17 protein-coding genes are annotated in these 23,519 nt (G+C 70.9%); 13 read left to right on the top strand and 4 right to left on the bottom strand.

The window, feature by feature from the left end; translation table 11 throughout:
* Together ACH4U8_RS42645 and ACH4U8_RS42640 are read right to left on the bottom strand one after the other, a co-directional pair.
* The coding region (locus ACH4U8_RS42645; protein WP_395783759.1) for a type I polyketide synthase at positions 1-1,490 on the bottom strand (1,490 nt) is incomplete at its 3' end.
* A 39-nt stretch (positions 1,491-1,529) separates the two neighbouring features.
* The gene (locus ACH4U8_RS42640; RefSeq protein WP_395783757.1) at positions 1,530-3,851 is read right to left on the bottom strand and encodes an acyltransferase domain-containing protein; all 2,322 of its coding nucleotides are present in this window, start codon (positions 3,849-3,851) and stop codon (positions 1,530-1,532) included.
* A 799-nt stretch (positions 3,852-4,650) separates the two neighbouring features.
* On the opposite strand from ACH4U8_RS42640, the gene ACH4U8_RS42635 reads away from it, so the two are divergent.
* The 7 genes from ACH4U8_RS42635 to cutA are packed head-to-tail and all read left to right on the top strand — an operon-like array spanning position 4,651 to position 12,232.
* Positions 4,651-6,684, top strand: coding sequence for a CoA transferase (locus tag ACH4U8_RS42635; RefSeq protein WP_395783755.1), 2,034 nt, complete (start codon positions 4,651-4,653; stop codon positions 6,682-6,684).
* Positions 6,681-8,297 (top strand): thiamine pyrophosphate-binding protein, encoded by a 1,617-nt coding sequence (locus ACH4U8_RS42630; RefSeq protein WP_395783753.1) that lies wholly within the window; start codon positions 6,681-6,683, stop codon positions 8,295-8,297. Before ACH4U8_RS42635 ends, ACH4U8_RS42630 begins: the two co-directional genes overlap by 4 nt.
* Positions 8,298-8,306: 9 nt before the next feature.
* Positions 8,307-9,125, top strand: coding sequence for an alpha/beta fold hydrolase (locus ACH4U8_RS42625; protein WP_395783751.1), 819 nt, complete (start codon positions 8,307-8,309; stop codon positions 9,123-9,125).
* Positions 9,122-10,309 carry an enolase C-terminal domain-like protein gene (locus tag ACH4U8_RS42620; protein ID WP_395783749.1) on the top strand — a complete coding sequence of 396 codons (1,188 nt, stop codon included), beginning with the start codon at positions 9,122-9,124 and terminating at the stop codon, positions 10,307-10,309. Before ACH4U8_RS42625 ends, ACH4U8_RS42620 begins: the two co-directional genes overlap by 4 nt.
* Positions 10,276-11,064 carry an SDR family NAD(P)-dependent oxidoreductase gene (locus tag ACH4U8_RS42615; RefSeq protein ID WP_360315270.1) on the top strand — a complete coding sequence of 263 codons (789 nt, stop codon included), beginning with the start codon at positions 10,276-10,278 and terminating at the stop codon, positions 11,062-11,064. Before ACH4U8_RS42620 ends, ACH4U8_RS42615 begins: the two co-directional genes overlap by 34 nt.
* Before the next feature lie 26 nt (positions 11,065-11,090).
* Complete coding sequence (locus ACH4U8_RS42610) at positions 11,091-11,879, top strand: SDR family NAD(P)-dependent oxidoreductase (RefSeq protein ID WP_395783747.1); 789 nt, start codon at positions 11,091-11,093, stop codon at positions 11,877-11,879.
* The gene (gene cutA, locus ACH4U8_RS42605; protein WP_395783745.1) at positions 11,876-12,232 is read left to right on the top strand and encodes a divalent-cation tolerance protein CutA; all 357 of its coding nucleotides are present in this window, start codon (positions 11,876-11,878) and stop codon (positions 12,230-12,232) included. The genes ACH4U8_RS42610 and cutA overlap by 4 nt, the downstream gene beginning before the upstream one ends.
* Before the next feature lie 7 nt (positions 12,233-12,239).
* Here the strand turns inward: cutA and ACH4U8_RS42600 are convergent, their stop codons facing one another.
* Positions 12,240-13,085 carry a hypothetical protein gene (locus ACH4U8_RS42600; RefSeq protein WP_395783743.1) on the bottom strand — a complete coding sequence of 282 codons (846 nt, stop codon included), beginning with the start codon at positions 13,083-13,085 and terminating at the stop codon, positions 12,240-12,242.
* Positions 13,086-13,356: 271 nt separating this feature from the next.
* Between ACH4U8_RS42600 and ACH4U8_RS42595 the strand changes: the two genes are divergently transcribed.
* The 6 genes from ACH4U8_RS42595 to ACH4U8_RS42570 all read left to right on the top strand — a co-directional run bounded on the left by ACH4U8_RS42595 (position 13,357) and on the right by ACH4U8_RS42570 (position 22,039).
* The gene (locus ACH4U8_RS42595) at positions 13,357-14,721 is read left to right on the top strand and encodes a pyridoxal phosphate-dependent decarboxylase family protein (RefSeq protein ID WP_395783741.1); all 1,365 of its coding nucleotides are present in this window, start codon (positions 13,357-13,359) and stop codon (positions 14,719-14,721) included.
* A 127-nt stretch (positions 14,722-14,848) separates the two neighbouring features.
* On the top strand, positions 14,849-15,823 hold the full coding sequence (locus ACH4U8_RS42590; protein WP_395783739.1) for a nitroreductase/quinone reductase family protein: 975 nt from the start codon (positions 14,849-14,851) through the stop codon (positions 15,821-15,823).
* A gap of 120 nt (positions 15,824-15,943) precedes the next feature.
* The gene (locus ACH4U8_RS42585) at positions 15,944-17,872 is read left to right on the top strand and encodes a PIG-L family deacetylase (RefSeq protein WP_395783737.1); all 1,929 of its coding nucleotides are present in this window, start codon (positions 15,944-15,946) and stop codon (positions 17,870-17,872) included.
* 128 nt (positions 17,873-18,000) lie between these two features.
* Positions 18,001-18,333 (top strand): trypco2 family protein, encoded by a 333-nt coding sequence (locus tag ACH4U8_RS42580; RefSeq protein WP_360315256.1) that lies wholly within the window; start codon positions 18,001-18,003, stop codon positions 18,331-18,333.
* Between the two features lie 52 nt (positions 18,334-18,385).
* Positions 18,386-21,388, top strand: a complete 3,003-nt coding sequence (locus tag ACH4U8_RS42575; protein ID WP_395783735.1) for a trypsin-like peptidase domain-containing protein — start codon at positions 18,386-18,388, stop codon at positions 21,386-21,388.
* Positions 21,389-21,451: 63 nt separating this feature from the next.
* Positions 21,452-22,039: an NUDIX hydrolase gene (locus tag ACH4U8_RS42570; RefSeq protein WP_360315252.1), complete on the top strand. Its 588-nt coding sequence runs from the start codon at positions 21,452-21,454 to the stop codon at positions 22,037-22,039.
* A 48-nt stretch (positions 22,040-22,087) separates the two neighbouring features.
* On the opposite strand, the gene ACH4U8_RS42565 is transcribed toward ACH4U8_RS42570, so the two are convergent.
* Entirely contained in the window at positions 22,088-23,353 is a 1,266-nt protein-coding gene (locus ACH4U8_RS42565) for a hypothetical protein (protein ID WP_360315250.1), read from the bottom strand.
* Between the last annotated feature and the right edge of the window lie 166 nt (positions 23,354-23,519).

The following is a 23,519-nucleotide window of genomic DNA, read 5'->3' as shown; positions in this document are numbered from 1 at the left end:
AACGCCTCCACCGACCGCCCCGACAACACCCACGGCACCACACCCACGACGGACCCCGCCGCCGCGTCACCCGACACCACACCCGACACCGACTCCCCATCCGGCGGCGCCTGCTCGACGATCACATGCGCGTTCGTCCCGGAAATCCCGAACGACGACACCCCCGCCCGCCGCGGCAAACCACCCACCGTCGACCACGACCGAGCCTCCGCCAACAACCGCACCCCACCCGACGACCAATCCACCTCGGGGGTCGGCTCGTCCACATACAACGTCCGAGGCAACACACCGGCCCGCATCGCCAGGACCATCTTGATCACGCTTGCCATGCCGGCGGCGGCCTGGGCGTGGCCGATATTGGATTTCACCGACCCCAGCCACAATGGCCGATCGGCCGGCCGCCCCTGCCCGTAGGTCGCCAACAGCGCCTCGGCCTCGATCGGATCGCCCAGCGCCGTCCCGGTCCCGTGCGCCTCCACCACGTCCACATCCGACGGGGCAAGCCGCGCGTTCGCCAACGCCGCTCGGATCACCCGCTGTTGCGACGGACCGTGCGGTGCCGTCAACCCGTTCGACGCGCCGTCCTGATTCAGCGCCGAACCCCGCACCACGGCCAGCACCTCGTGGCCGTTTCGCCGAGCGTCCGACAACCGCTCCAGCACCAACACACCGACGCCCTCGCCGAAACCCATGCCGTCGGCCGAGGCCGAGAACGCCTTGGATCGCCCGTCCGGCGCCACGCCCCGCTGCCGGGAGAAGGCGACCGGCAGTTGCGGCGTCGACATCACCGTGACGGCGCCGGCCAGGGCCAGTTCGCACTCCCCCGCCCGCAACGCCCGCGCGGCCAGATGAATCGCCACCAACGACGACGAACACGCGGTGTTGACGCTGATCGCGGGCCCTTCCAGGCCCAGTGCGTAGGACACCCGGCCGGACAACACGCTGCCGGAGGCACCGGTGGCGAGGTAACTCTGCGACCGTTCGTCGGCTCGCAGCAGCAGGGTGTTGTAGTCCTGCCAGTTGGTGCCCGCGAACACGCCGGTCCGGCTGCCCTGCAACGACCGGGGGTCGATCCGGGCCCGCTCGATCGCCTCCCACGAACACTCCAGCAACAACCGCTGCTGCGGATCCATCGCCAACGCCTCACGCGGCGAGATCCCGAAGAAGCCCGCGTCGAACTCCCCCGCGTCGTAGAGGAATCCGCCCTCGCGGACATACGACTTGCCGGGGGCGTCCGGGTCCGCGTCGAACAGGTTCGGCAGGTCCCAGCCTCGATCGGTGGGAAATTCCGACACCGCGTCCACGCCCGCGTCGAGCAGTTCCCAGAACTCCTCCGGCGAGCGCACGCCGCCGGGCAGCCGGCAGCCCATGCCCACGATCGCGATCGGCTCGCGATCGCCGTCCTCCAATTCACGCACCCGCTGCCGTGTCTCGTCCAACTCGGCACTGACACGTTTGAGGAAGTATCGAAGCTTGTCTTCGTGTGCCATGGGAAACCCACCTTCGGTGTCTGCATGACCGGGGAAAGCTCAGGAAATGCCGAAGCGTTCGCCGATGAGGGCGAACATCTCCTCATCGCCCGCCGATGCGAAACGGTCGGCGACCGTGTCCCCGGCATCGCCGCGATTCGCCCGCCTCAGCCGCTCCAGCAGGGCTTCCACACGTTGCTCGATCTGCTTCGTGGCAGCACCGGCGGCCAGCAGCGGCGCCAATGCCGCATCGGCCTGCTCGATGGCGGCGAGTACTCCGACGTCCGGGCCGGCATCGGATCCGAACAGCACGCCGTACAGATGACGGGCCAGCGCGGCCGGCGTGGGGTGGTCGAAGGCGACCGCGGCGGGCAGGTACCGGCCCGTGACCTCGTTGAGCCGATTGCGCAACCGAACGGCCGCCAACGAACCGAGGCCGACATCCTTGAACGCCACCTCGGCCTGGATCGCGTCCGCCGAGCCTTGTTCGAGCGCCTCGGCGGCCGTGCCGCACACCAGGTCCACCAGGGCGTCCATCCGCTCGGTGGCCGAGCGCGTCGCGATCTCGTCCGCCCAGGATCGTTCGGCGTCGTCGGTGAAGTCCACGAATTTCGGGAGATCGACGTGCTGGGCGCGCGTTCCGGCGAAGGCCGGCGACCAGTCGACGTCGACGCCTCGGACAAACGCCTCGGCCACCGATGTCAGCACCCGGCGGGTACCGCCCTGCTCCCGTCGCAGCGTGCCCAGTACGGCCACGTCCCGGATGCCCAGCTCGGCCGCGGTGTCCTCGATGGACATCGCGAGCAGCGGATGCGGGCTCACCTCGACGAACGCCCGGTGCCCGGCTTCGAGCAGGGAACGAATGGCTTGATGGAACCGCACCGGGCTGCGGGTGTTGAGGTACCAGTAGTCGGTGTCCAGTGTCGCGGTGTCCCGCTGTTCGCCGTCCACGGTGGAGTGGAACGGGATGGCGGAGGTCACCGGCGAGACCGGACGCAGCGCCTGGAGCAGGTCTTCGCGCAGCACGTCGACCTGGGAACAGTGGCCGACGGTGTCCACACCGGGAATGCGCTTGGCGTACACGTCCTGGGCGGTGAGCTCGGCGACCAGTTCGTCCAACACGTCCTGCGGACCGGACAACGCCACCGAACGCGGCCCGTTGACCGCGGCCAGTTCCACCGTGTCCGGCCACGACGCCAGTCGGCGCCCGATCTCCTCGGCGGAGGTGCCGACCGAGATCACCGTGCCCTTGCCGACCAGGCGTAGCCAGGCCCGGCTGCGGCGGGCCAACAACCGCGCGGCGTCGCGCAGGCTCAGCCCGCCGGCGACCTGAGCGGCGGCGATCTCGCCGTAGCAGTGCCCCACCACGGCGGCCGGCTGCACACCGTAGGAGCGCCAGACCTCAGCGAGCGAGACCATCGTCGCCCACAGCGTGGGTTGCAGCACGTCGACGCGGCGCAGCGGTGGTGCGCCGGGCGCCTCGCGCAGCACGTCGAGCAGCGACCAGTCGACGAACTCGGCGAGCGCGTCCGCGCAGGCGTCGACGCTGTCGCGGAACACCGGTGAGGTGTCCAGCAGTTCGGCGGCCATTCCGCTCCACTGGGAGCCCTGTCCGGGGAAGACGAACACCGGGCGCCGGGCCGTCGTGGCCGTGCCCCGCACCAGGTTGGGCGCGCTGCCACCGGCGGCGAGGGCCGCCAGTCCGCGCTGCAACTCGGCCCGGTCGCCGCCCAGGACGACTGCGCGCCGACCGGCGGACGGTGTGCCGAGCAGGGTGTGGCCGACGTCGGCGGGTGAGCCGGCGCCGGTGTCCGGGTAGGCGGCCAGAGCGATCGCCTTCGCCCGTAGGGCCTGCGAGCTCTGGGCGGTCACCACCCAGGGCAGTTCGGCCCGGGTACTCGCGCCCGTCGGGTCTTCCAGCACGACGTGCACGGTGGTCCCGTCGGCGCCGGACTCGGTCACGCCTGTGGCCTGCGCCGGCCCGGTCCGCTCGGCGAGCACCGCGGCGAGCACGCCGGCGATACCCGTCGTCGGCTGGGCGGCGACGTCGTCGGACGTCCGGCCCGCGGTCGCCCGCGCCGCGCCGATCACCTGCTCCCGGTGGTCGGGCGAACCGCCGTGGCCGACGGCCGAGCCGCGCACGATGGCGAGCACCGGGCCGCTGCCGGGCGGTACCGCGCTCTCCCGTGCGATCAGCAACGCGCTTACATCGTCGTCGAGTTGGGCGCCGACCAGGGCGAATGTGCAGTCCCCCGCCCGCAGTGCCTGGGCGGCGAGGTGCAGCGCGAGCAGCGCGGGTGAACCGGCGCTCAGCGATATCGATGGTCCGGTCAGACCGAGATGGTTCGCGACCTGTCCGGCGGCCCCTGCTCCGTCGGCCATGCCCGTGACCACACCGGTCCGGCTTTCCCGCAGCGCCGCCGGGTCGATTCCCGCCTGTTCGACGGCTGCCCGGGCGGCTTCCCGGAGGTGCCCCGTCGCATCTTCCGCATCTTTCGCGGGAGCGCGGGCACCGTCGGTAGATCGGCTTCCGATGCCCAGAATGACAATCGGTTCGGAATTGTTCCACGCGCGGAATATCGGTAACTCACTATTTCCAGAGAAGGCTAACGAGCCTTCCGAGGCTAAATCGTCCGCGACCCGCGTCTCGAACCCGGCCGCCGTCAACTCGACCCACAAATACGACAGTGAAGGCACATCCCCCGTGATCCCCTTCTTCAGATCGAGCCGGGATTAAAAGTTGACATCCCCATGCACGACCGAGCAAGTTTCCGACCGATTCAGGCTTGACCCGCAGCGGCCTCGGTCAAACAGGGCCGGCAGTGTGACGTGGGTCATATGCTCACCGCCGGAGCGATCAATGCCCTTACCAGCAAGGGAAGTCCGGCATCGTGTCCGGAGCGTGAAGAACACGGAAACCTAAAATTAACGTAAGCATTGACAGCGACAAGATCTTGTGGGAGTCGCGCGTACGAGCCGTCGTCAAACTCCACCATTGGCTTCCCCGGGCCCCGGTGATACGGTCGCCGGGAGGTGCCACCGGATATCGATATCGGGTCGGGAAAACCGTTCGCGGATGTTCCCTCGACCGTCGAGCAGAATCCGGTGATTCGATATCCCGCGAAGGTTGATTCGGCGCCCGTGATCATGACCCGGGCACGCGTTGCAGGGGGGACCTTGAGTGAATGGCGCGGGGCCGCTGGCCGGCATCACCGTGGTTACGGCGGGCCATGCCGGCGCGGCCGCACTGCTGGGCAGGCTGCTCGCCGATCTCGGGGCCCGAACCATGCCGGTCGGCGAACTCCCGGCGCCGGTGGGCGGGTTCGAGCGGTGGCTGCGTGTCGGTGCCGGGCCCGCCGCGGGCTGGGTCGATACGGGCCGGCTGCTGGATCGGGCCGACATCCTGGTCTGCGACCGACCCGGTGGTGAACAACTCACCGCACTCGGCCTGGGCCCGCACGAGCTGCTCGCGGCCTATCCGGAGCTGATCACGGTACGGCTCAGCGAGTTCGGGCTCACCGGGCCGTTGCGCGACACCCCGGCCACCGAACTGACCCTGCAGGCGCTGGCCGGTGTGACCGCGGCGACCGGTTCGAGCCAGGACCCGCCGATCACCACCACCGTGGGACTCGCCGCCCGCACCGCCGCGTTGTCCGGGCTGATCGCCGTCACGGCGGGCCTGATCGGTCGGGCCCGCGGCGCCGGGGGCGACTACCTGGACATCGCCGAGTTCGACAGCCTGCTCACCCACGTCGGCACCCTCCTGCCGAGCGTCGCGCTCACCGGCCGACCGCCGCAGCGCGCCGGCAACCGACACGGGATGGTCGCCCCGTGGAATTGCTACCCGTGCCGCGACGCGCCCATCGTCATCTGCACCATGACCGAGGCGATGTGGCGACGGCTCGCGACGGCGATCGACCGCACGGAACTGATCGCCGACCCACGCTTCGCCGACACCACCGCCCGGGTCCGGCACGCCGACGAACTCGACCGCGTCATCGCCGCCTGGACCGGTCGGCACGATGCGGACGACGTGGTGGCCCGGCTGCGTTCCCAGGGCATTCCGGCCGCCCCGGTGGCCACACCCGAGGACGTCCGCAACGGCCCGGCCGCTCGGCGCCGAGGCTTGGTGACCGGACCGGATCGCGCACCGCAGAGCCCGCTGCGCTCACTGGTGCCCACCGCGCGCACCACCGGCTCGTTACCCCGGCAGGGCCGCCTGTGGGAACCGATTCCGCGCGGCAGCCCTCCCCTGCACGGGATCCGGTTATTGGAGTGCGGCTCGTACACGGCCGGGCCGCACGCGACCAGGCTGCTGGCGCAACTGGGCGCCGACGTACTGAAAGTCGAACCGCCGCACGGTGAGGGCTCCCGGCGCCTGGCCCGGCGCGTCGGCTCGGTCGGCTACCTGTACTTCGTCAACAACGCGGGGAAGCGCTCCTGTCGGCTCGACCTGAACGACCCCGCGGACCGGACGAGATTCGACGAACTGCTCGGCACCGCCGACATCGTGCTCACCAACCTGGCGGCCGACACCCTCGCCGCCGCCGGCATCGCCCCCGAACAGGTGCTGGACCGGTACAACATCGTGCACTGCGCGGTGACCGGCCACGGCCTGGCCGCCGCCGATCGCAGCATGGACACGGTGATCCAGGCCGAGTCCGGGACCATGCACCTGGTCGGCGGCGGCACCGGCACCCCGCTGCGTACACCGGTGTCCAGTGCCGACGTGCTGGGGGCGTTCCTGGCCGCCGCGGCCGCCACGGTGTCGACCTACGTCCGGCTGCGCACCGGCGCCGGCGTCGGCGCCGACGTGGCGTTGTTCGACGCGGCGGTGTGGGCGACCCAGGACAGTTGGTTCGTCGACGGCCCCGTACCCACCCCACGACTGGTCGAGGCCCGGGACGGGTCGGTGCTCGTCGATACCGCGCAACCGCTGCCCGAGGTCGGGGGCCCGGTGGCCGCGATCCTGGCAGCCGCGACCGCTGCGGGCCTGCCCGCCGCCCCGCTGCACGACCTGACGCAGGTGGTGCGGCATCCCCAGGTCCTGGCCCGGCGGATGATCCTCGCGCAGTCGTACGCGGACACCCCGGTGCTGATCACCGGCAACCACCTGCGCTCGCTGTCGCGGGGCGCACCGGCACCGGACCTCGCGCCGGTGGACCGGAACGACCCCGCCTGGCTCACACCCACCACGACGAAAGGGCAACGATGAAGGTCTACCAGGCGCTGGCGGACGCGCTGGCCCGGCACGGCGTGGACACCGTCTTCGGTCTCATGGGCAACGCGAACCTGCTCTACCTGCCCGCGTTCGCCGACGCGGGAGGGCGGTTCGTGGCGGTGACCCACGAGGCGGGTGCGGTCGCCATGGCCGACGGCCACGCGCGGATGTCCGGCGGCATCGGCGTGGCCTCGGTGACGCACGGTCCGGCGTTCACCAACACGCTCACCTCGCTGGTCGAGGCCGCCCGCAGCCGCAGTCGGGTCCTGTTGATCACCGGCGATCCGCCGCCGGTGCCCAGCCACTTCCACCACTTCGACATCGCGACGGTCACCGCCGCGGCGGGCGCGGGCTACGAGCGGGTCTACGAACCGGCGTCGCTGGTCCGGGATCTCAACCGCGCACTCCAGCGGATCGTCGCCGAGCGGCGGCCGGTCGTACTGAACATCCCGATCGCCTTCATGCAGGCCGAGGCGGGTGAACAGGCGCCGGTGGTGCCCCCGGTGGCCCCGCCGACCGCGGCCGCACCGCAGCCGGACACGCTCGATCGGGCGCTGGGGCTGCTCACCTCGGCGAAACGGCCACTGGTGCTCGCCGGGCATGGCGCGGCCACCTCCGGAGCCCGCGAGAGCCTGATCGCCCTCGCCGACCGCATCGGTGCGGCGCTGGCCACCACCGTGCTGGCCAAGGAGATGTTCGCCGGCCATCCGCGCGACATCGGCATCTTCGGCAGCCTGTCGCACGGCGTCGCGAGCGAGGTCATCGCCGACTGCGACTGCGTGATCGCCTTCGGCGCCGGCCTGAACATGTGGACCGCGCTCAACGGCGACCTGCTGCGCGGCAAGCGCATCGTGCACGTGGACATCGACCCGGCCAGGTTCGGCTCGTACACACCCGTCGACGAGGCGGTGGCCGGGGACGCCCGCCTGACCGCGGCGGCGATGGACTCGCTGCTCCGGGAGGCGGATCACGCCGGAAATCGGCGCTGGGCCGAGAAGATCGAGCAGGCGATGGCCCGCCACATCCCGCAGGCCGACTTCGTGGACCGTTCCGGGACGGACACCGTGGACATCCGGTCGGCGATGATCCGGCTGGACCGGATCCTTCCCGCGCGGCGCACGGTGGTCAGTGACATCGGCCGGTTCAATGTGGGCGTCTGGCCCTATCTGCGCGTCGCCGACCCGCTGCACTTCACCACCATGGGCGGGTTCGGCTCGATCGGACTCGGCCTGGCCGGCGCGATCGGCGCGGCACTCGCGGGCAACGACCGGCCGGTGATCGCCACCGTCGGCGACGGCGGCTTCATGATGCACCTGTCCGAATTCACCACCGCGGTGCGCGAGAAGTTGCCGATCGTCGTGCTGGTGCTCAACGACGGGGCCTACGGCGCCGAGCACTACAAGCTGAGGAACCACGGCTACGACCCCGCCCACTCGGCCTACGCCTGGCCGGACCTGGCCGCCCTGGCCACGACCATGGGCGCGCGGGCGCTGACCGTCCGCAAGATCGAGGAACTCGACGCGGTCGGCGAGTTCGTGCCGACCCTCGACGGCCCGCTCCTGGTGGACGTCCGGCTCGACCCGGACGTCAACATCGTCCGGTACTGAGGAGGGGACATGGCCGGCACCGGCACCCTGATCGCCGACGACGGACTCGCGCTCGCGTTGCACCGGTGGACGACGCCCGACTCCGTCGCGGCGCTGTTCTACATCCACGGCATCCAGAGCCACGCGGGGTGGTTGTACGAGACCGGACCCGAGTTGACCGCACGCGGCATCGACGTCTACGCGCTCGATCGCCGAGGTTCCGGTCGCAGCCCGGGAGAACGCGGGCATCTCCCCTCGGCCGAACAGGTCTTGGACGACTACACGCGGGCCGTCGACGCGGTGGCCGACGAGGTGGGTGATCGGCCGCTGGTCGCCCTGGGTCAGAGCCTGGGCGGCAGCGTGCTGGCGGCGCTGTGGTGCAGCCGGGCGTTGCCGGTGCGCAAGCTGGTCCTGTGCGCGCCCGCGCTGGGACAACAGCGCTCACGCCACGATCCGGCGGCGCTGGCGGAGCGCCGCGACCGGTCCGGATCCGCGCCGCAGGAGGTCGGGCTGGCCGACCACGCCTACACGGACCTGCCCGAGTACCTGGCCTTCCTGGCCGCCGATCCGCTGATGTTGCGGCGGATCACCGCCGCCACGCAGGCGACGCTCGTGCACCTGGAGGATCGCTACGTCCACGGATCCCCCCACGGCGAGATACCGGTCGAGGTGGCGATGCCCGCCGAGGATCCGATCATCGATCTGAGCGCCGCGCGGGCGCAGTTGCGGCGGCTGGCGCCCGCGGCCGAGGAGCGGGTCTTCGATACCGGTGTGCACTACCTGGAGTTCAGCCGGGCCAGGACCGCGTATTGGGACTGGCTGGCCGACCGAATCCGGGAGGGTCGGTGATCAGCCGGGTACGCCTGCATGTCGCCACCGTGCCGATGGCCACCACGTTCGACCACGCGGGTGCCTCGCGCCGCCGATCGGAGTCCGTGCTGGTCGAGTTGCACCTGGGCGACGTGTGCGGCTGGGGGGAGGGAGCCCCGCGCGACTATGTCACCGGCGAGACGACGGCCGGCGCGATCGAGGCCGTGCAGCGTTGTGACCCGGCGGCGCTCGCCGAACGCATCGACTGGCATTCGTTCGACGCCACCATCGCCTCGATCGCCGCCCTCGACCTGCCGAGCCTCGTCGCGGGTCCGTCGGCCGCCGCCGCGGTGGAGATCGCGCTGCTCGACGCGGCGTGCAGACACTTCGAACGGCCGCTGGCCGAGGTGTTGGACATCGCGGCCGCCTGGGACGGGGCGAACCTGCCCGCCGGGCTGCGCCGCAGCGGTCCGGCGGCGGTCAGCCTGGTCATCCCGCTCTCTCGTGACGTCGCCTCGACGTTGGACGACCTGACGCCGCAGGCCAGGGCGTCGCTGCGGCATGTCAAGATCAAGGTGGCGGACCCGGGCGCCGCCGTGCAGCGCCTGTCCCGGGCCCGCGACCGGCTGGGCGCGGACACCGGGATCTCGTTGGACGTCAACGGCGGTTGGTCACCGGAGCAGGCCGAGCGGATCGCGCCGGAACTCACCGACGTGGCCTGGGTCGAAGAACCCCTGCGGGCCCGGTCGTGGCCGAAGTTGGCCCGGCTTCGACGGCGCACCGGCCTGCCGATCATGCTCGACGAGTCGTGCACCGACCTGGCGGACCTGCGCACCGCCGCCGAAGCCGACGCGGCCACCCACATCAACGTGCGGCTGTCCAAGTGCGGCGGGTTGTTCGCCTCGGCCCGCCTGGCGTTGCGGGCCCGACAGCTCGGCTTGGGCTGCCAGTTGGGCGTGCATGTCGCGGAGGTCGGCCCGTTGTGGGCGGCGAGCCGGGTGCTGGCCACCGGTTGGGGGCTGTGGCAGACGGTGGAGGCGGGTCGAGGCGACGAGTGGTTCCCCGAGCCGCTGACCGAACCCGCGTTCACGGTCGACCGGACCGCGCATCGCGTGGCGGCGTTGGCCGGGCCCGGCACCGGCATCGAGCCCACCGAGAACCTGCTGCGGCACACCCGGTGTCCGGCGACGTGGCAACCCGACAGCGGCTGGCGGAGGACATGATGGTGGCGGCACAACGGCGAGTGGCGCTGGTCGCGGGAGCAGGCAACGGCATCTGCGCCGAGGTCGCGCGTGGCCTGGCCGCCCGGGACATGCGACTGGTGCTGTTGGACCGGGACGCGGAGGCCGTGCACCGCGTCGCGGCGGAGCTCGGTGGGCGATTGGCCTGCGATCCGCTGGTGGTCGACGTGACCGACGCGCGGGCGCTGGAATCCGCGGTGGCCGCGCTCCCGAAGGATTGCCGGCCCGGTGTCCTGGTCAACGGCGTCGGCGGTGACACCCGACCGCGACCGCTCACCGAGTTGACCGAAGCCGATCTCGAATACGCCGTCGCGCACAACCTGACCGGCGTGTTCACCCTGACCAGGCTGTGCGCCCCGGCGATGATCGCCGCCGGTTGGGGGCGCATCGTCAACCTCGCGTCGGTGGCGGGCCGCACCTACACGCGGTTCAGCAACGCCGCGTACGTCGCGGCCAAGGCGGGCGTCATCGGGTTCACCAAGCAGTGCGCCTTCGAGCTGGCCCCGCACGGCATCACGGTGAACGCCGTCGCGCACGGGGTCATCGGCACCGATCGTATTCGCCGGGCCTGGCAGGACAAGCCCGCGCAGTGGACCGCCGACCGGGTCAGCCATATCCCGGCCGGTCGATTCGGCACCGTGGCCGAGGCCGCGAGCATGGTCTGCCATCTGTGCGGTGAACACTCCGGCTACACCACCGGCACGGTCATCGACGTCAACGGCGGACTGCACATCTGATGATCATCGAACGGAGTGGCCAACCGATGAGCCTGGAACTGAACGACCGCGTAGTGCTGATCACCGGGGCGGGCAGCGGGATCGGCCGGGCGGCGGCCCGGCTGTTCGCCCGGCTCGGCGCGCGGGTCGTACTGGTCGGACGCAATGCGGACGCGCTGCACGAGACCGCCGACGGCCTGCCCGCCGCCGATCACCTGGTGGCCGAGTGTGACGTCGCCAACGAGAGCGGCATGGATGCGTGTGTGGCCGAGACGATCGCCCGATTCGGCCGACTGGACGGGGCGTTCAACAACGCGGGCACCTTCGGCGCGTTCGGCCCGCTGCACCTGGACACCGTCGACAACTTCGACAGCGTGGTGGCGACCAACCTGCGCGGGGTGTGGGCCTGCATGCGCAGCCAGATCGGGGCCATGCTGCCCAACGGTGGCGGCGCGATCGTCAACTGCGCGTCGGTGGCCGCGCACATCGGCCATGGACAGAGTCCGATCTACTCGGCGACCAAGCACGCGGTGATCGGGCTGAGCAAGTCCGCGGCGCTGCAGTACGCGGGGGACGGGATCCGGATCAACGTGGTCAGCCCCGGCTCCACCGACACGCCGTTGTTGCGCGACCTCTACCCCGAGGCCGACGCCCTCGCCCAGCGTGCCCGCCGAGCCCCGCTGGGCCGGCTCGGCTCCTGCGACGACGCGGCCAACGCCGCGGCCTGGCTGCTCAGTCCGTTGTCCGGCTACGTCACCGGGCAGACCGTCGTGGTCGACGGCGGTGTCACCGCGGGCGCGGCCGTGGTCCGTGACGAACACGCGAATCGCGGATGACCGCGCCCGAAGGGCCGGGTTCCGACATGGCCGACTACGTGATCGTGATCACCACCGTGGACGAGGAGGCGACCGCCGCCCGGTTGTCGCGGTCCGCCGTCGAGGCCGGTCTGGCCGCTTCCGGCCAGGTGACCGGCCCCGTGGCCACCACGTACCGCCACCTCGGGGCGGTCTGCGACGGGGTCGAGTGGCAGGTGATGTTCCGTACCACCGCGCGGAGAGCGACCGAATTGGCCGCCCACCTCATCGAGGAACACCCGTACGCCGGGCCCGAAGTGATCGCGTTGCCCATCGAGTTCGGGCCGCGACCGTACCTGGACTGGATCACCCGGGCGACCCGGCCCGCCGGTTAGCGGCGTCTCACGCCCGGGCGGTCGGCCGGAGTGCGGAGGCGAAGTCGCGCAGTTGCCGGCTCGACGCGGGCAATCCGACGCCGTCCAGGAAGCGGGCCTGTTCCCGCGCGGCGAAGTCATAGATGTCGACCAGGTGTTCGTCGATCAGCGCCCGCGCCCGGTCCGCCGACTCGATGCCTTGTTCGCGCCAATCGACGCACGCTGCGACCAGTTCGGCTCCGGGGTGTCGGGCCGCCGTGTAGTACCGGGCGGCGGCCCGGTTTCCGGAGAGCACTCCCCGCTCCAGTGTGTACAGGATCCGGACCGGGAACATCACCGCCTTGGTGACCGCGCGTCGACCCGAGTCGACCAGTCGTTCCCCGTCGAGCAGCGTCTCGATGTAGGCGCGCCGGTGGAACTTGGCGACGAAGAACGTGGCTCCGCAGGCGACCAGATCGAGCGTGGACGGCGGTGTGCACACCGATCGACGGTCCGTGCCGAAGAGCAGTCGACCCGATTCGATCAGGTCGGCCCGGTCGATCGCCGGGAACCGGCCCGATTCCTGATTCCGCTCCAGACACTCCCAGGTGTCCCAGAACAGCGAGAGTCGGTCGGCCAGGGCTTCGAGTTCGGTTCCCGAGCACCGGTCCCGGACGTCCTCCTTGACCTGCGCCATGACCGAGGTCGCATCGTGCGCGTCGTCCCGCAGGACGAAGGCGACGTCCACGTCGCTGACCGCCGCCACGAATCCCCCGTGCGCCAGGCTGCCGATCGCGAAGCCCGACTCCACCGCGGAGACCAGGCGTTGCCGGGCGGCGTTCACGGCCAGTATCGCGACTCTTTCGCCGAGGTCGGCTTCGGCACGTTCAAGCATCCTGGCTCTCCCTGGTCTGTGCACCCGACGGGACGACTCCACAACCACCGGCGGCCGATAGCGCGCTGCCCGGCACCATGATCAGCACAAGATCGTTCCGGCCGCGGCGGCAGGTGGGCGGTATTGACCGCCCCCGACGGCCGGGCTAGCTTGTTTGGGATCAAATGATGAGCCGCGGCGCGTGTCGCCTCCGCCCCGCCGTCTTCATCGGCCCGTCACCGCCCCGGCACCGCCCCGGCACCACTCCGGCACGAAACAGAAGGAGAGGATCATGGATCTGCGCCACTGGCTCGAGGCCGCCGTGACATCGAACGAGCACTGGTCCGAAGGATTCGGCCCCTACCCGGGCCATCCCGCATTGGCCGTGGACGACGCGCGGTTCGCCGCCGCCTTCGCGACGTTCACCGAACGCCTGGCGGACAACTACCCCTTCTTTCACCCGCGTTACGCCGGACAGATGCTCAAGCCACCCCATCCGGCCGCGATCGTGGGCTACCTGACCGCGATGCTGATCAACCCCAACAACCACGCCCTGGACGGGGGGCCCGCCACCGCCGAGATGGAACGTGAGGTCGTCGCGCAGCTCGCCGGCATGTTCGGCTACGACACCCACCTCGGGCACCTCACCACCAGCGGCACCATCGCCAACCTCGAAGCCCTCTTCGTGGCCCGCGAACTGCACCCCGGAAAGGGCATCGCCTACAGCACCGAGGCCCACTACACGCACGGACGCATGTGTGGCGTCCTGGGCGTGGACGGCCACCCCGTCGCGGTCGACGATCGCGGGCGCATGGACGTCGACGCGCTGGAGCGGTTGTTGCGGACGGGGCGGGTCGGCACCGTGGTCCTCACCGCGGGCACCACCGCGCTCGGCGCCGTCGAACCGATCGACCGGGTGCAGGCGTTGCGCGAGCGATACGACGTGCGGATCCACGTCGACGCCGCCTATGGCGGGTTCTTCACCCTGCTGGCGGGCGCCGACGGCCCCGAGGGGCTGCCCGCGGCCCCGTGGCACGCCATCGCCCGGTGCGACTCGATCGTGATAGATCCGCACAAGCACGGCCTACAGCCCTACGGGTGCGGCGCCGTCATGTTTCGCGACCCCTCGGTCGGCCGTTTCTACCTGCACGACTCGCCCTACACCTACTTCACCTCCGAGGAACTGCACCTGGGCGAGATCAGCCTGGAGTGTTCGCGCGCCGGCGCCGCGGCCGCCGGCCTGTGGCTCACCTTCCAGGTATTGCCGCCCACCCGCGAAGGACTCGGGCAGGCCCTGGCGGCCGGCCGCCGCGCGGCACTGCGGTGGGCCGACCTGATCGAGCAGTCGGACTGCCTGGAGCTCTACCAGCCCCCGGAGTTGGACATCGTCGGCTACTTCCCGGTCACCTCCCCCAACACCCTCACCCGGATCGACACGGCCGCCGCCCGCATCCTGCACGAGGGCATGACCGACACCGAGGACCCGGTCTTCCTGAGCACCCTGCGCATCGACGCCGAGCGGCTGATCGCCCGCCACCCCAAGATCACCGCCGACGCCGACGGTGCCCGCATCCTGCGCAGCGTGCTGATGAAGCCCGAATCCGAGGACTACGTGCACCACCTCCACCACCGCCTGGAACGCCTCGCCCGTTCGTGAGCGCCCCCACCCACCCGAACCGGCTCCCGGTATCGACGTGCCCGGCATCCCACTCGGCATCCCACTCGACATCGAAGTAGTTATGCGCATAACGTTATCCGCATAACCTTTCCATCGAGGAGAGCCCGTGGACTTCGAGTACGCCGACACCCTCAACCAGGCCATCCGCCTGCTCAGCCTGCGCCATCGAGCCAGGGCCTCGGCCCTGCTGGCCCCCCTGGGCCTGCACCCCGGCCAGGAGGCGCTCCTGCTCGAACTCGCCCGCACCGGCCCGATGATCCAGGCCCAGCTCGGCGAGGCGCTCGGTTGCGAACCACCCAGCATCACGCTCATGGCTCGCAAGCTGGAGGCGGCCGGCTACATCCGGCGCACGCCCGACCCCGCCGACAAGCGCGCCGGCATCGTCGAACTCACGGACGCCGGCCGGGCCTTGGCCGAAGAGGTCAAGCAACTGTGGTGCACACTCGCGGCGGAGTCCGTGGCCGGCCTGCCCGCTCGGACCGTGGCGGAACTGCCCGACATCCTCGCGGCGGTGACCGCCAACGTGGACACCAGGCGCCCCCGTCACCCGCACGGCCGCCACGCCGGCGCGACCGCGGAATCGGGGCCGGCCGGCCGGGTCGCGCAGAGCGTGGCGTCGGCCGGTGACTACGAGCCGAGCGGGTCGGCGTGGGTCCGCGAGCACGTCGAGCAGATCGTCCGCACCGGCACCACCGACGGGGTCACCATCAAGGGCCTGCCCACCGTGCTGCTCACCTATCGCGGCGCCAAGACCGGCAAGGTCCGCAAGACGCCCGTGATGCGCGTCGAGCACGACGGGCACTACGCGGCCGTCGCGTCCAAGGGCGGCGAGCCGACCAACCCCCAGTGGTACGCCGGCCTGGTCGCCGAACCGGCCGTCGAACTCCAGGACGGCACGACGATCCGTGCGTACCGGGCGCGCGAGGTGTTCGAGGCCGAAAAGGACCTGTGGTGGCGCCGGGCGGTGCAGGCGTACCCGGACTTCGACACCTACCAGCGCGGCACCGACCGCCGCATCCCGGTCTTCGTCCTCGAACCGACGGACGCGGACGTACCGGCCGACGACGGCATCGAAGCCTAGCCGCGCCGCCACCGCCGAAACGCAATTCGCCGGAAAATCCGCCGACTCATCGGTTGTTGACTTGTTCCGGGTCGGGCGAAACGATGCGGGGTCGACTCGGACGACGAAAGGTGAGTGCACATGCGATCCCACGTGTATCGCGTGATCGGCAGTGTCGGACTTGCGCTGGGTTTAATCCTCGGCGCCACCGGGCCCGTATCGGCGGATCCGCTCGCGGCGCCGGACGGCTTCATGCAGATTGCCGCCCATCCCGATGACGACCTGTTCTTCATGAACCCCGAGCTGGTGGAGGGCATCCGGGCGGGCGCGCCGTCCACGACGATCTACCTCACCGACGGCTACCAGCAGGACAGCCCGCATGTCCGGCAGCGGGGCGCCATGGCCGCCTATGCGGCGATGGCCGAGAAATGGGGCTCGACGTGGACCGGTTCCTCGATCGCCGTGGCGGATGCGCTGGCCGAGGTGTACACCCTGGACGAGCGCGACGATATTCGGCTGATTTTCCTCAACCTACGTGATGGCGAATGTCTCCTCCCACTGCAAAACGGTGATGTCTCGGATTGTGTCACCAGCAATCCGGCATCACCCGAAACCGGCGTCGACGACCGTTTCACCTATCACCGTGACGATATCGCCACCGCTGTCTACCAGTTGATCCGCGAATACCGGCCGGCATCCCTGCGGACGATGGACGCCTTGCCGGACAATCGTTATCGGACCGGCGACGCCCTGCACGATCATCCCGACCACGTCGCCTCCGCACGCTATGCGAACGAAGCGGTGGCCCGTTACAGCGCGTCCGAGAGCGCCCGGCTGTTCGTCACGTCCTATCGGGGCTACAACGTCGAGGCGGGTCCGAACAACCTCGCCGCCGACGACCTGTACAACAAGCGGGCGGCCATCACCGCCTACACGGACATCGCGACCGGGGCACGAGGCAACGATGACTGGCGCGATCCCGCCCACGAACGATGGTCCAGGGGCTCGGATTGGGTCGGTCGCAACGCGGACGGCACGCTTCAGGCATTCGCCGTGATCGGCGAGAAGGTCGTCACCTGGCGACAGTCCACCAACGGCTCGTGGGGCTCCGCACAGGAGTTGCCGTGGCCCGGTGGTCCGCTCGCCCCGGGCCTTTCGGTCGCCCCCAATTACGACGGGCGGCTGCAACTACTCGGCCGGCGGCTCAACGATCACCACATCGTGACGATCCATCAGACCTCGGTCAACGGGAACTTCGCGGCGTCGTGGAGCGACTTCGGCAACCCGAACGACTACCTGGGCGTGGTCAATCGGCCTCAGGTCGGCACCCCGATCATGGTCCGCAACGCGGACGGCCTACTGCAAATCTTCGTCAAGAACGGCGGGGGTGGCGTCAGCACCGTCTACCAGACCGACCCGACGAACGGGTGGTGGGATCTCGATTGGAAGGACATCGGCGGGACCGGGGTGCAGGACGGGCTCAGCGCGGTCCTGAACGACGTCGGCCACATCGAACTCTTCGCCGCCACCCTCGGCGCCGGGAGCAGCCGGGAAGGGCGGCTGGCCACGTGGTACCAGACCGACTCCAAGGGCACGTTCGCCCACAACCCGTACCTGGTGGCCGACAACGTGGCAAGCGCTCCCAGCGCGATCGTCGGCGGCAGCGGCCAGATCCGGGTCTTCTACCGGGCGGCCGACACCGGTGACGTCGGGGTGGTGACCCAGCTCAATGTCGCCGGCGCCTGGCAGCAGACGACGGGCAACCTGGGCAACACCGGCGGAACCCGCAAGCCACTCGTCGCGTCGGGCTCGGACCGCCGGATCCTGCTGTACACGCGCAACGACGAGTCGGGCATCACCGTGAACTGGCAGACCGGTTCCGCGTCCGGATCCGGTTTCGGCGGTTGGCAGCGGATCCCCGCCACGGTCATCGACTCGCCCGCAGTGGTGGCCCGCGCCGACGGACGTCCGGCCATGTTCCACATCGGCACCGACGGCATGTTGTACTTCGCCCACCAGGACGCCGGATCCCCCGACGCGCCCTTCTCCGCGTGGAGCCTGATCGGCTGAACGAGCGCCGCGACCGACGAGGGAACTCGGCGCGGCCGGCCGAAACTTCGCGCACCGCCGTCGAGAAATGCCAAGCTGGGCACACACGGTCCGAACCCGGTGACCGATGGTGCGGCAAGGGGAGTGCGATGAGCGCGGATACGGACGACTGGCTCGATCTGGCGGACGCCATCGAGCTGTTGCGGGTCCAGGTCGCCGAGGCCCAGCGCCGCAGCGCCGGGGCCGACGTGCGATTTCGTCTCGGCGAGATCACCGTCGAGTTCGGGATGGAGTTGACCCGGACCAAGGGTGCCGGGGGCGGCCTGCGGTTCGGGGTGGCGAGCCTGGAGGGGCGCGGCGAACGGGCGGCGAAGGCGACACATCACGTGACGGTTCGGCTGGATCCGCGACGCGCGGACGGCTCGCCGGTGGACACCGGCGCCGGCGAGTCGGCGGGGTATCCGGACTCCGCCGATTTCTGACCGCCGGTGATCGCGGATCCGGGCATCGGTTCGTTCCGAGGGTGGAGGCCGAGTGTTCGGCGATGACGACGAACGGCTGATCGCGGCTCGGCTCGACGATGCGATCGTCGGCGAACTGGTGCGCATCCGTATCCGGGACACCTATCTCGGGACCGGGTTCCTGATCGCCGGGGACACCGTGCTCACGTGTGCGCACGTGGTGCACGGGCACTCGACGGGGCTGTCCGTCGCGCTCGCGGGCACCTGGATCGAGGTCGACGTGGTGCGCTCGATCCCGCCCGAAACCCCGGGCGGGATCCACCCGTTCCCCGACCTCGCCGAGCTGCGGCTGCGTACCCCCGTCGAGAGCATCGGGGTGTGGCTCGGTGAGCGGCCACCGTTGCGCGGCGACGAGGTGGCCGCCTACGGGTACAGCCGGGAGAGCCTGGAGGGTTTGAGCCTGCCGGAGACCCTCGATCTGGAGGTCGCGGGTCCCAGCGGCCGCTTCACCCGGGTCAAGAGCGATCAGGTGCTGCGCGGGTTGAGCGGCTCCCCGGTGCTCGATCCGCGCACCGGCCGGGTCTGCGGCGTGCTCAAGTCGTCCCGGGACGTCGACGACGAGCGCGGCGGCTGGTTGATCCCGATCGGCGCCGTGGCCGCGCACCTGCCCGAGTCGGTCCGCCGCAACGCGGACGCGCACCGGCCGGGCACCCGGTGGCGCGACATCGCGGTGCTGCTCGACGCCCGGCAACAACGACTGTTCCGGCGCCCCCGGGAACGACGTAGGACGGGCGAACGGCCCGCGACCCCGGCCCGGTTGCTGGCCGGCGACGTGATGCCCTTCGTGCCTCGGCCGGAGGTCGACGCGCTGTACGCGTGGTGCACGGGCGAACCGGAGCTGGCTCTGCGGTTGTTGCACGCGCCCGGCGGCGCCGGCAAGACCAGACTCGCGGCGCAGCTCGGTCTCCGGCTTCGGAACGAGGGCTGGAACGCCGGGTTCGTGGCGCCGGGTGCGCCCGCCGATCCGGCCTGGCAGGCCGAACTCGTCGCCGCGTTGGCGGTGCGGATTCCGGTGCTGGTCGTGCTCGACTACGCCGAGGGCCAGGTGCCCGACATCGCCGCGTTCCTGGCCTACCTGGACGACCACCTCCCGGAGGGTTCGCGGCTGCGGATCCTGTTGCTGGCCCGATCCGTCGAACCGCTGTGGCAGGCACTGAGCACGTCGACCGGGATGCCCGCCGACGCGGACGAGAAGGCGCTCACCGGCCGACTCGACCCGGGCGGGTCCACCTCGCTGGCGACGTTGGCCTTCGACACGTTCGCCGCGCACCTGGATTGCCCGTGGTTGCGGGCACCGCGCACCCTGGACGCCCGGGCCGCCGCGGCGGATTCGCCGTTGAGCGTGCTGGCGCTCGCGCTGGACGCGGTGTTGACCATGCGGCAGGGCGACACCTGGATCGAGACCGACGATCCGCTGACCCGCATCTGCACGCACGAGTTGCACGCGTGGTCGAGTGTGCTCAAGGGCCAACTCCCCGTGGGCTCGGTGCTCACCGGGACGCTCGGCACGCTGGTCTCGGAGGGGCTGTTGCTGGTGCCCACCCTGGCTCCGGGGCGGGACCCGGACGCCTTGACCGAGTTGTTGCTCCGGGTGTGCCGGGCGGCGTTCGCGCGCACCCCGGAGCCGGACGTCGCCGCGGTGTACACGTGTCTGCGGACGCTCTATCCCGGCGAGGACGAGGGTGTCGCCCCGATGGAGCCGGATCGCATCGGCGAGATCCTGATGCGTCGGGTGTTCACCTCGACGGTCAGTTCCGGCAATGTCGTCGGGTATCTGGCCGCGATCCTGGAGACCCCCGATGCGGCGCCGATCGGCGCTCGGGTGGCCACCGCCGCGCGCACGATCGAGGTGTTCGCGCGGGCCCGGGGTTGTACCGGGACCGGGCGGATCGAGGCGCACGACGCCTACCGTCGAATGGACGCCGCCCTCGGCGCCGCCGCGGCCGACAACCCGGCCGTGGTGTTGCCCGCGCTCGTGGTCGCCGGCGAGGCGTTGCCGCACGTGGAGCCGCTGGTCGCGCTGATGACCCCGCTGCTGGAAACCTGCGACCCGGCGGTCCTGGGCGCGGTCGAGGAGCGGCTGCCGGAGTATCCGTCGGGCCTGTCCGCCGCCGCCGCGGTGACGTTTCGCCGCCTGCTGGGTCCCGGGAGCGCGACGCTCACCGTGCCCGCCCAGGCGGAACGGCTGCGGCTGCTCTCGCGATTCGCCCTTCGGCTGGGCGATCTGGACACCCCGGGCAGCGGCGAGGACGCGTTGGACGCGGCCCGTGAGGCCGCGGCGCTGGCCGACGACCTGTATCGGCGCACCGGGCGATACGCCGGCGAATACGCGGCGGTGCTCAACAACCTGGCGCTGCTGCTGCATCGCGGCGGCGACCTCGGCACCGCCTTGGCGCACGCCGCGGACGCGGTCGAACGGTATCGAGGACTGCTCGCCGAAGCGGAGGCGACCGGCGACGACGTGCTGTGCTCCCGGCGCCGACTGGACGAGGCCGCGGCGTTGAGCACCCTCGTGTCGTTGCGGCTCGCGGACGGTCAGGTCGCCGCCGCGGTCGAGGAGGCGTCGCGTGCGGTGACACTGTGCATGCGGGCGCGGCCCGGGGCCCGGCACGACGACACGTTCGTGACGTGTCTGGAGGTGCTGATCGAGGCCAGATTCGCGACCGGGGAGGGCGCGGTCACCGCGGCGACCCGGCTCGTCGAGGTCCTGCGGATCCTGGCCGAACGGCAGCCCGGTCGGTATGCGGCCCGGCTGCCCGAGGGGTTGCACACCCTGGCCCGCGCCCTGGTCCGGGCGGACCGGGAGCGCGATGCCTACCCGGTCATGCGGGAGGCCGTCGCGTTGCGTACCGCGTTGCCGACGGAGGCGTCGCAGCGGGTGATGACCCAGCGCGCCGACCGACAGTACGCGCTGCTGCGAGCGTTGGCCCAATTGGCGGGTCGCCACCGGGAGTTCGAATCCGAGCAACGGATCTGGTTGGCACGGCTGCCCGCGGAGCACGATCATGACGCGTGATACGTGATGCGTGGCTCGTGAACCGAGTACCCGCGGACCTCGGATGGGAAGGGTGAGGGCGACATGCCGATCGACCAGGAGACTCCGGGGTCCCCGGCCCCGATCCGAAGGCAACGGGCGGTCGAGGTGTTCGGCAACCGCTACGGTCGGCTCTACAACGACGACGTGTTGTCGCCGGGCGGCCGGGCGGGCAAGTACCTGCGCTGGCAGTGGTCGCATACCGGCGTGGTGGTGGTCGCGCGGGGCCCGGCCGGTATCGCGCTCGTTCCCACTTACCGATATCCGCTCGGCGCGGCCTCGTTGGAGTTCCCGCGGGGCGGTTGCGAGGCGGGTGAAAGCCCTGCGGACGCCGGCGCGCGCGAACTGCGCGAGGAGGCCGGGCTGATCGCGGCGACGACCCGCGACATCGGCCTCCTGCACGCGGAGACGGGGCTGATCGAGAGTGCCGTGCATGTCGTGTCGGCGACCGTGCTCGGCGGGCCGGCCGAGGTGGCCCGGCCCGAGACGATGGAGTCGGTGGCCGAACCGGTGTGGGTGTCCCACGAGGGCATGTTGGACCTGTTGGGGCAGGGCAGAGTCACGTGCGGGGTCACGCTCGCGGCGTTCGCGCTCGTGTTGGCCGCCGACCGGTCGCCGAGCGATCCGTCATGACTCCGCCCCCTCCTCCCGTTACACCTGTTGCGCCTCGTCCGCCCTGATTCAGACCATCACGCGTTCTCGCGGGTCGAGCTGCGACACCGGCAGCCGAGCCGGCTGTTCGGGCTGTTCCTCGTCGGTGCCGGTGACCACGGTCATCGACAGGTTCGGGGAGCCTTCCGCCGCCGGCATCGGCTCCGGTGTGCTCCGGACGGACAACTCCGCGCCGAAGCGGGCGCTTTCCCGGTCCTCGTGCAGGTGCAGTTCCATCTCCCGGCGTTCGGCGCGCAGCCGGGCACCGGCGAGGTCGTCGGAATGGGCGAACAACCGGGTGAATGCCGACGACATCCAGGCCGCGAACTCGCCGGCGGCATCACCCAGCAGCGCGGTGTCGGGCGCGAGGCCACGACGCAGCGCGCCCAACTCGCCGACCAGGGCGGTGCGCGCGGGCTGGTCGAGAGCTTCCAGGAGCACGTCCACCGGGAGCCGGGCGAGCAGGGTCTCGTCCAACATGGCCGAGGGCAGGCCGCTCAGCCGCAACACGCGGTGGCTGCGCGACTGCGGCAGCAGGTCCGGCAGATCGCGCGGACTGGCCAGGCCGGCGTCGAGCACTTCGGGCAGGGCGTGTCGATAGGACTCCCCCGCCCACTTGTCGACCTGGGTCAGTGCCGACACCACGTCCGCGCTCGCCTCGGGGAACCCCGCGCGGACCGTGGCCAGTCGGTCCCTGAGCGCCTTGTAGTCCAGGGGCCGCTGCTCCTGGGCCCACGCCCGCAGGTCGCCCAGGACCGCCCGTGCGTCCCCCGTCCGCGCCTCCGCGCCGGCCTCGACCCGCAGCAGCACCCCGGCCTTGAACGCGGCCGAGACCATGACGCCGTCGTAGTCGACGGCGTGCTCCCGGGTGAGATCGTCGAGGAAGGCGGCATAGCCCGGTTCGGCCGCGTTCTCGACCCCCTTCGCGGCCAGTACGTCGCGTAGTTCGCGCAACGTGCTGCCCAGCCGCCGGGCGACCCGGATGTGCCCCCGGTCGAGCAGCGGGGTCAGGTCGGACAGCGGCGCGGACGCGGCCGGCGGGAGCGGGTCGGCCAGCGGGGCCACGTCCCGGAACGGGCGTTCCCCTCGGACCCGTTCGGCCTCCTCGGCCGAGAGCAGGGAGCGAAAGTACTTGTTGTTCAGGCTCTGCGAGTCGCCGATCAGGAGCGTGTCGGCGAACAGGACGTGCAGGACCACTCGTGCGCGCAGATCATCGATCTTCTCGACGGGTGAGGACGCGTGCGGATCGACATCGGACAGGTAGATCCGGTCGTCGAGCGTGGAATCGTCCGGCATGGTTGCCACCTCCGCGTGATACGGGATGTGCAGAGAGCAAACGTAGCAACGATTTTCGGCCGCCACAGTGAATTCCCGTGCGATGACACACCGTTGCCGAGGGCTGCGGCGGCACCCGCCGGAAGGGCGGGACGATCGGCCCGGACGTGCCGGCGGCCGGGGTGCG

It is taken from the genome of Embleya sp. NPDC020886, assembly GCF_044333915.1.
Taxonomy (GTDB): domain Bacteria; phylum Actinomycetota; class Actinomycetes; order Streptomycetales; family Streptomycetaceae; genus Embleya.
The sequence above is the reverse complement of the archived record's forward strand: the minus strand, read 5'-3'. Positions and strand labels throughout refer to the sequence as shown.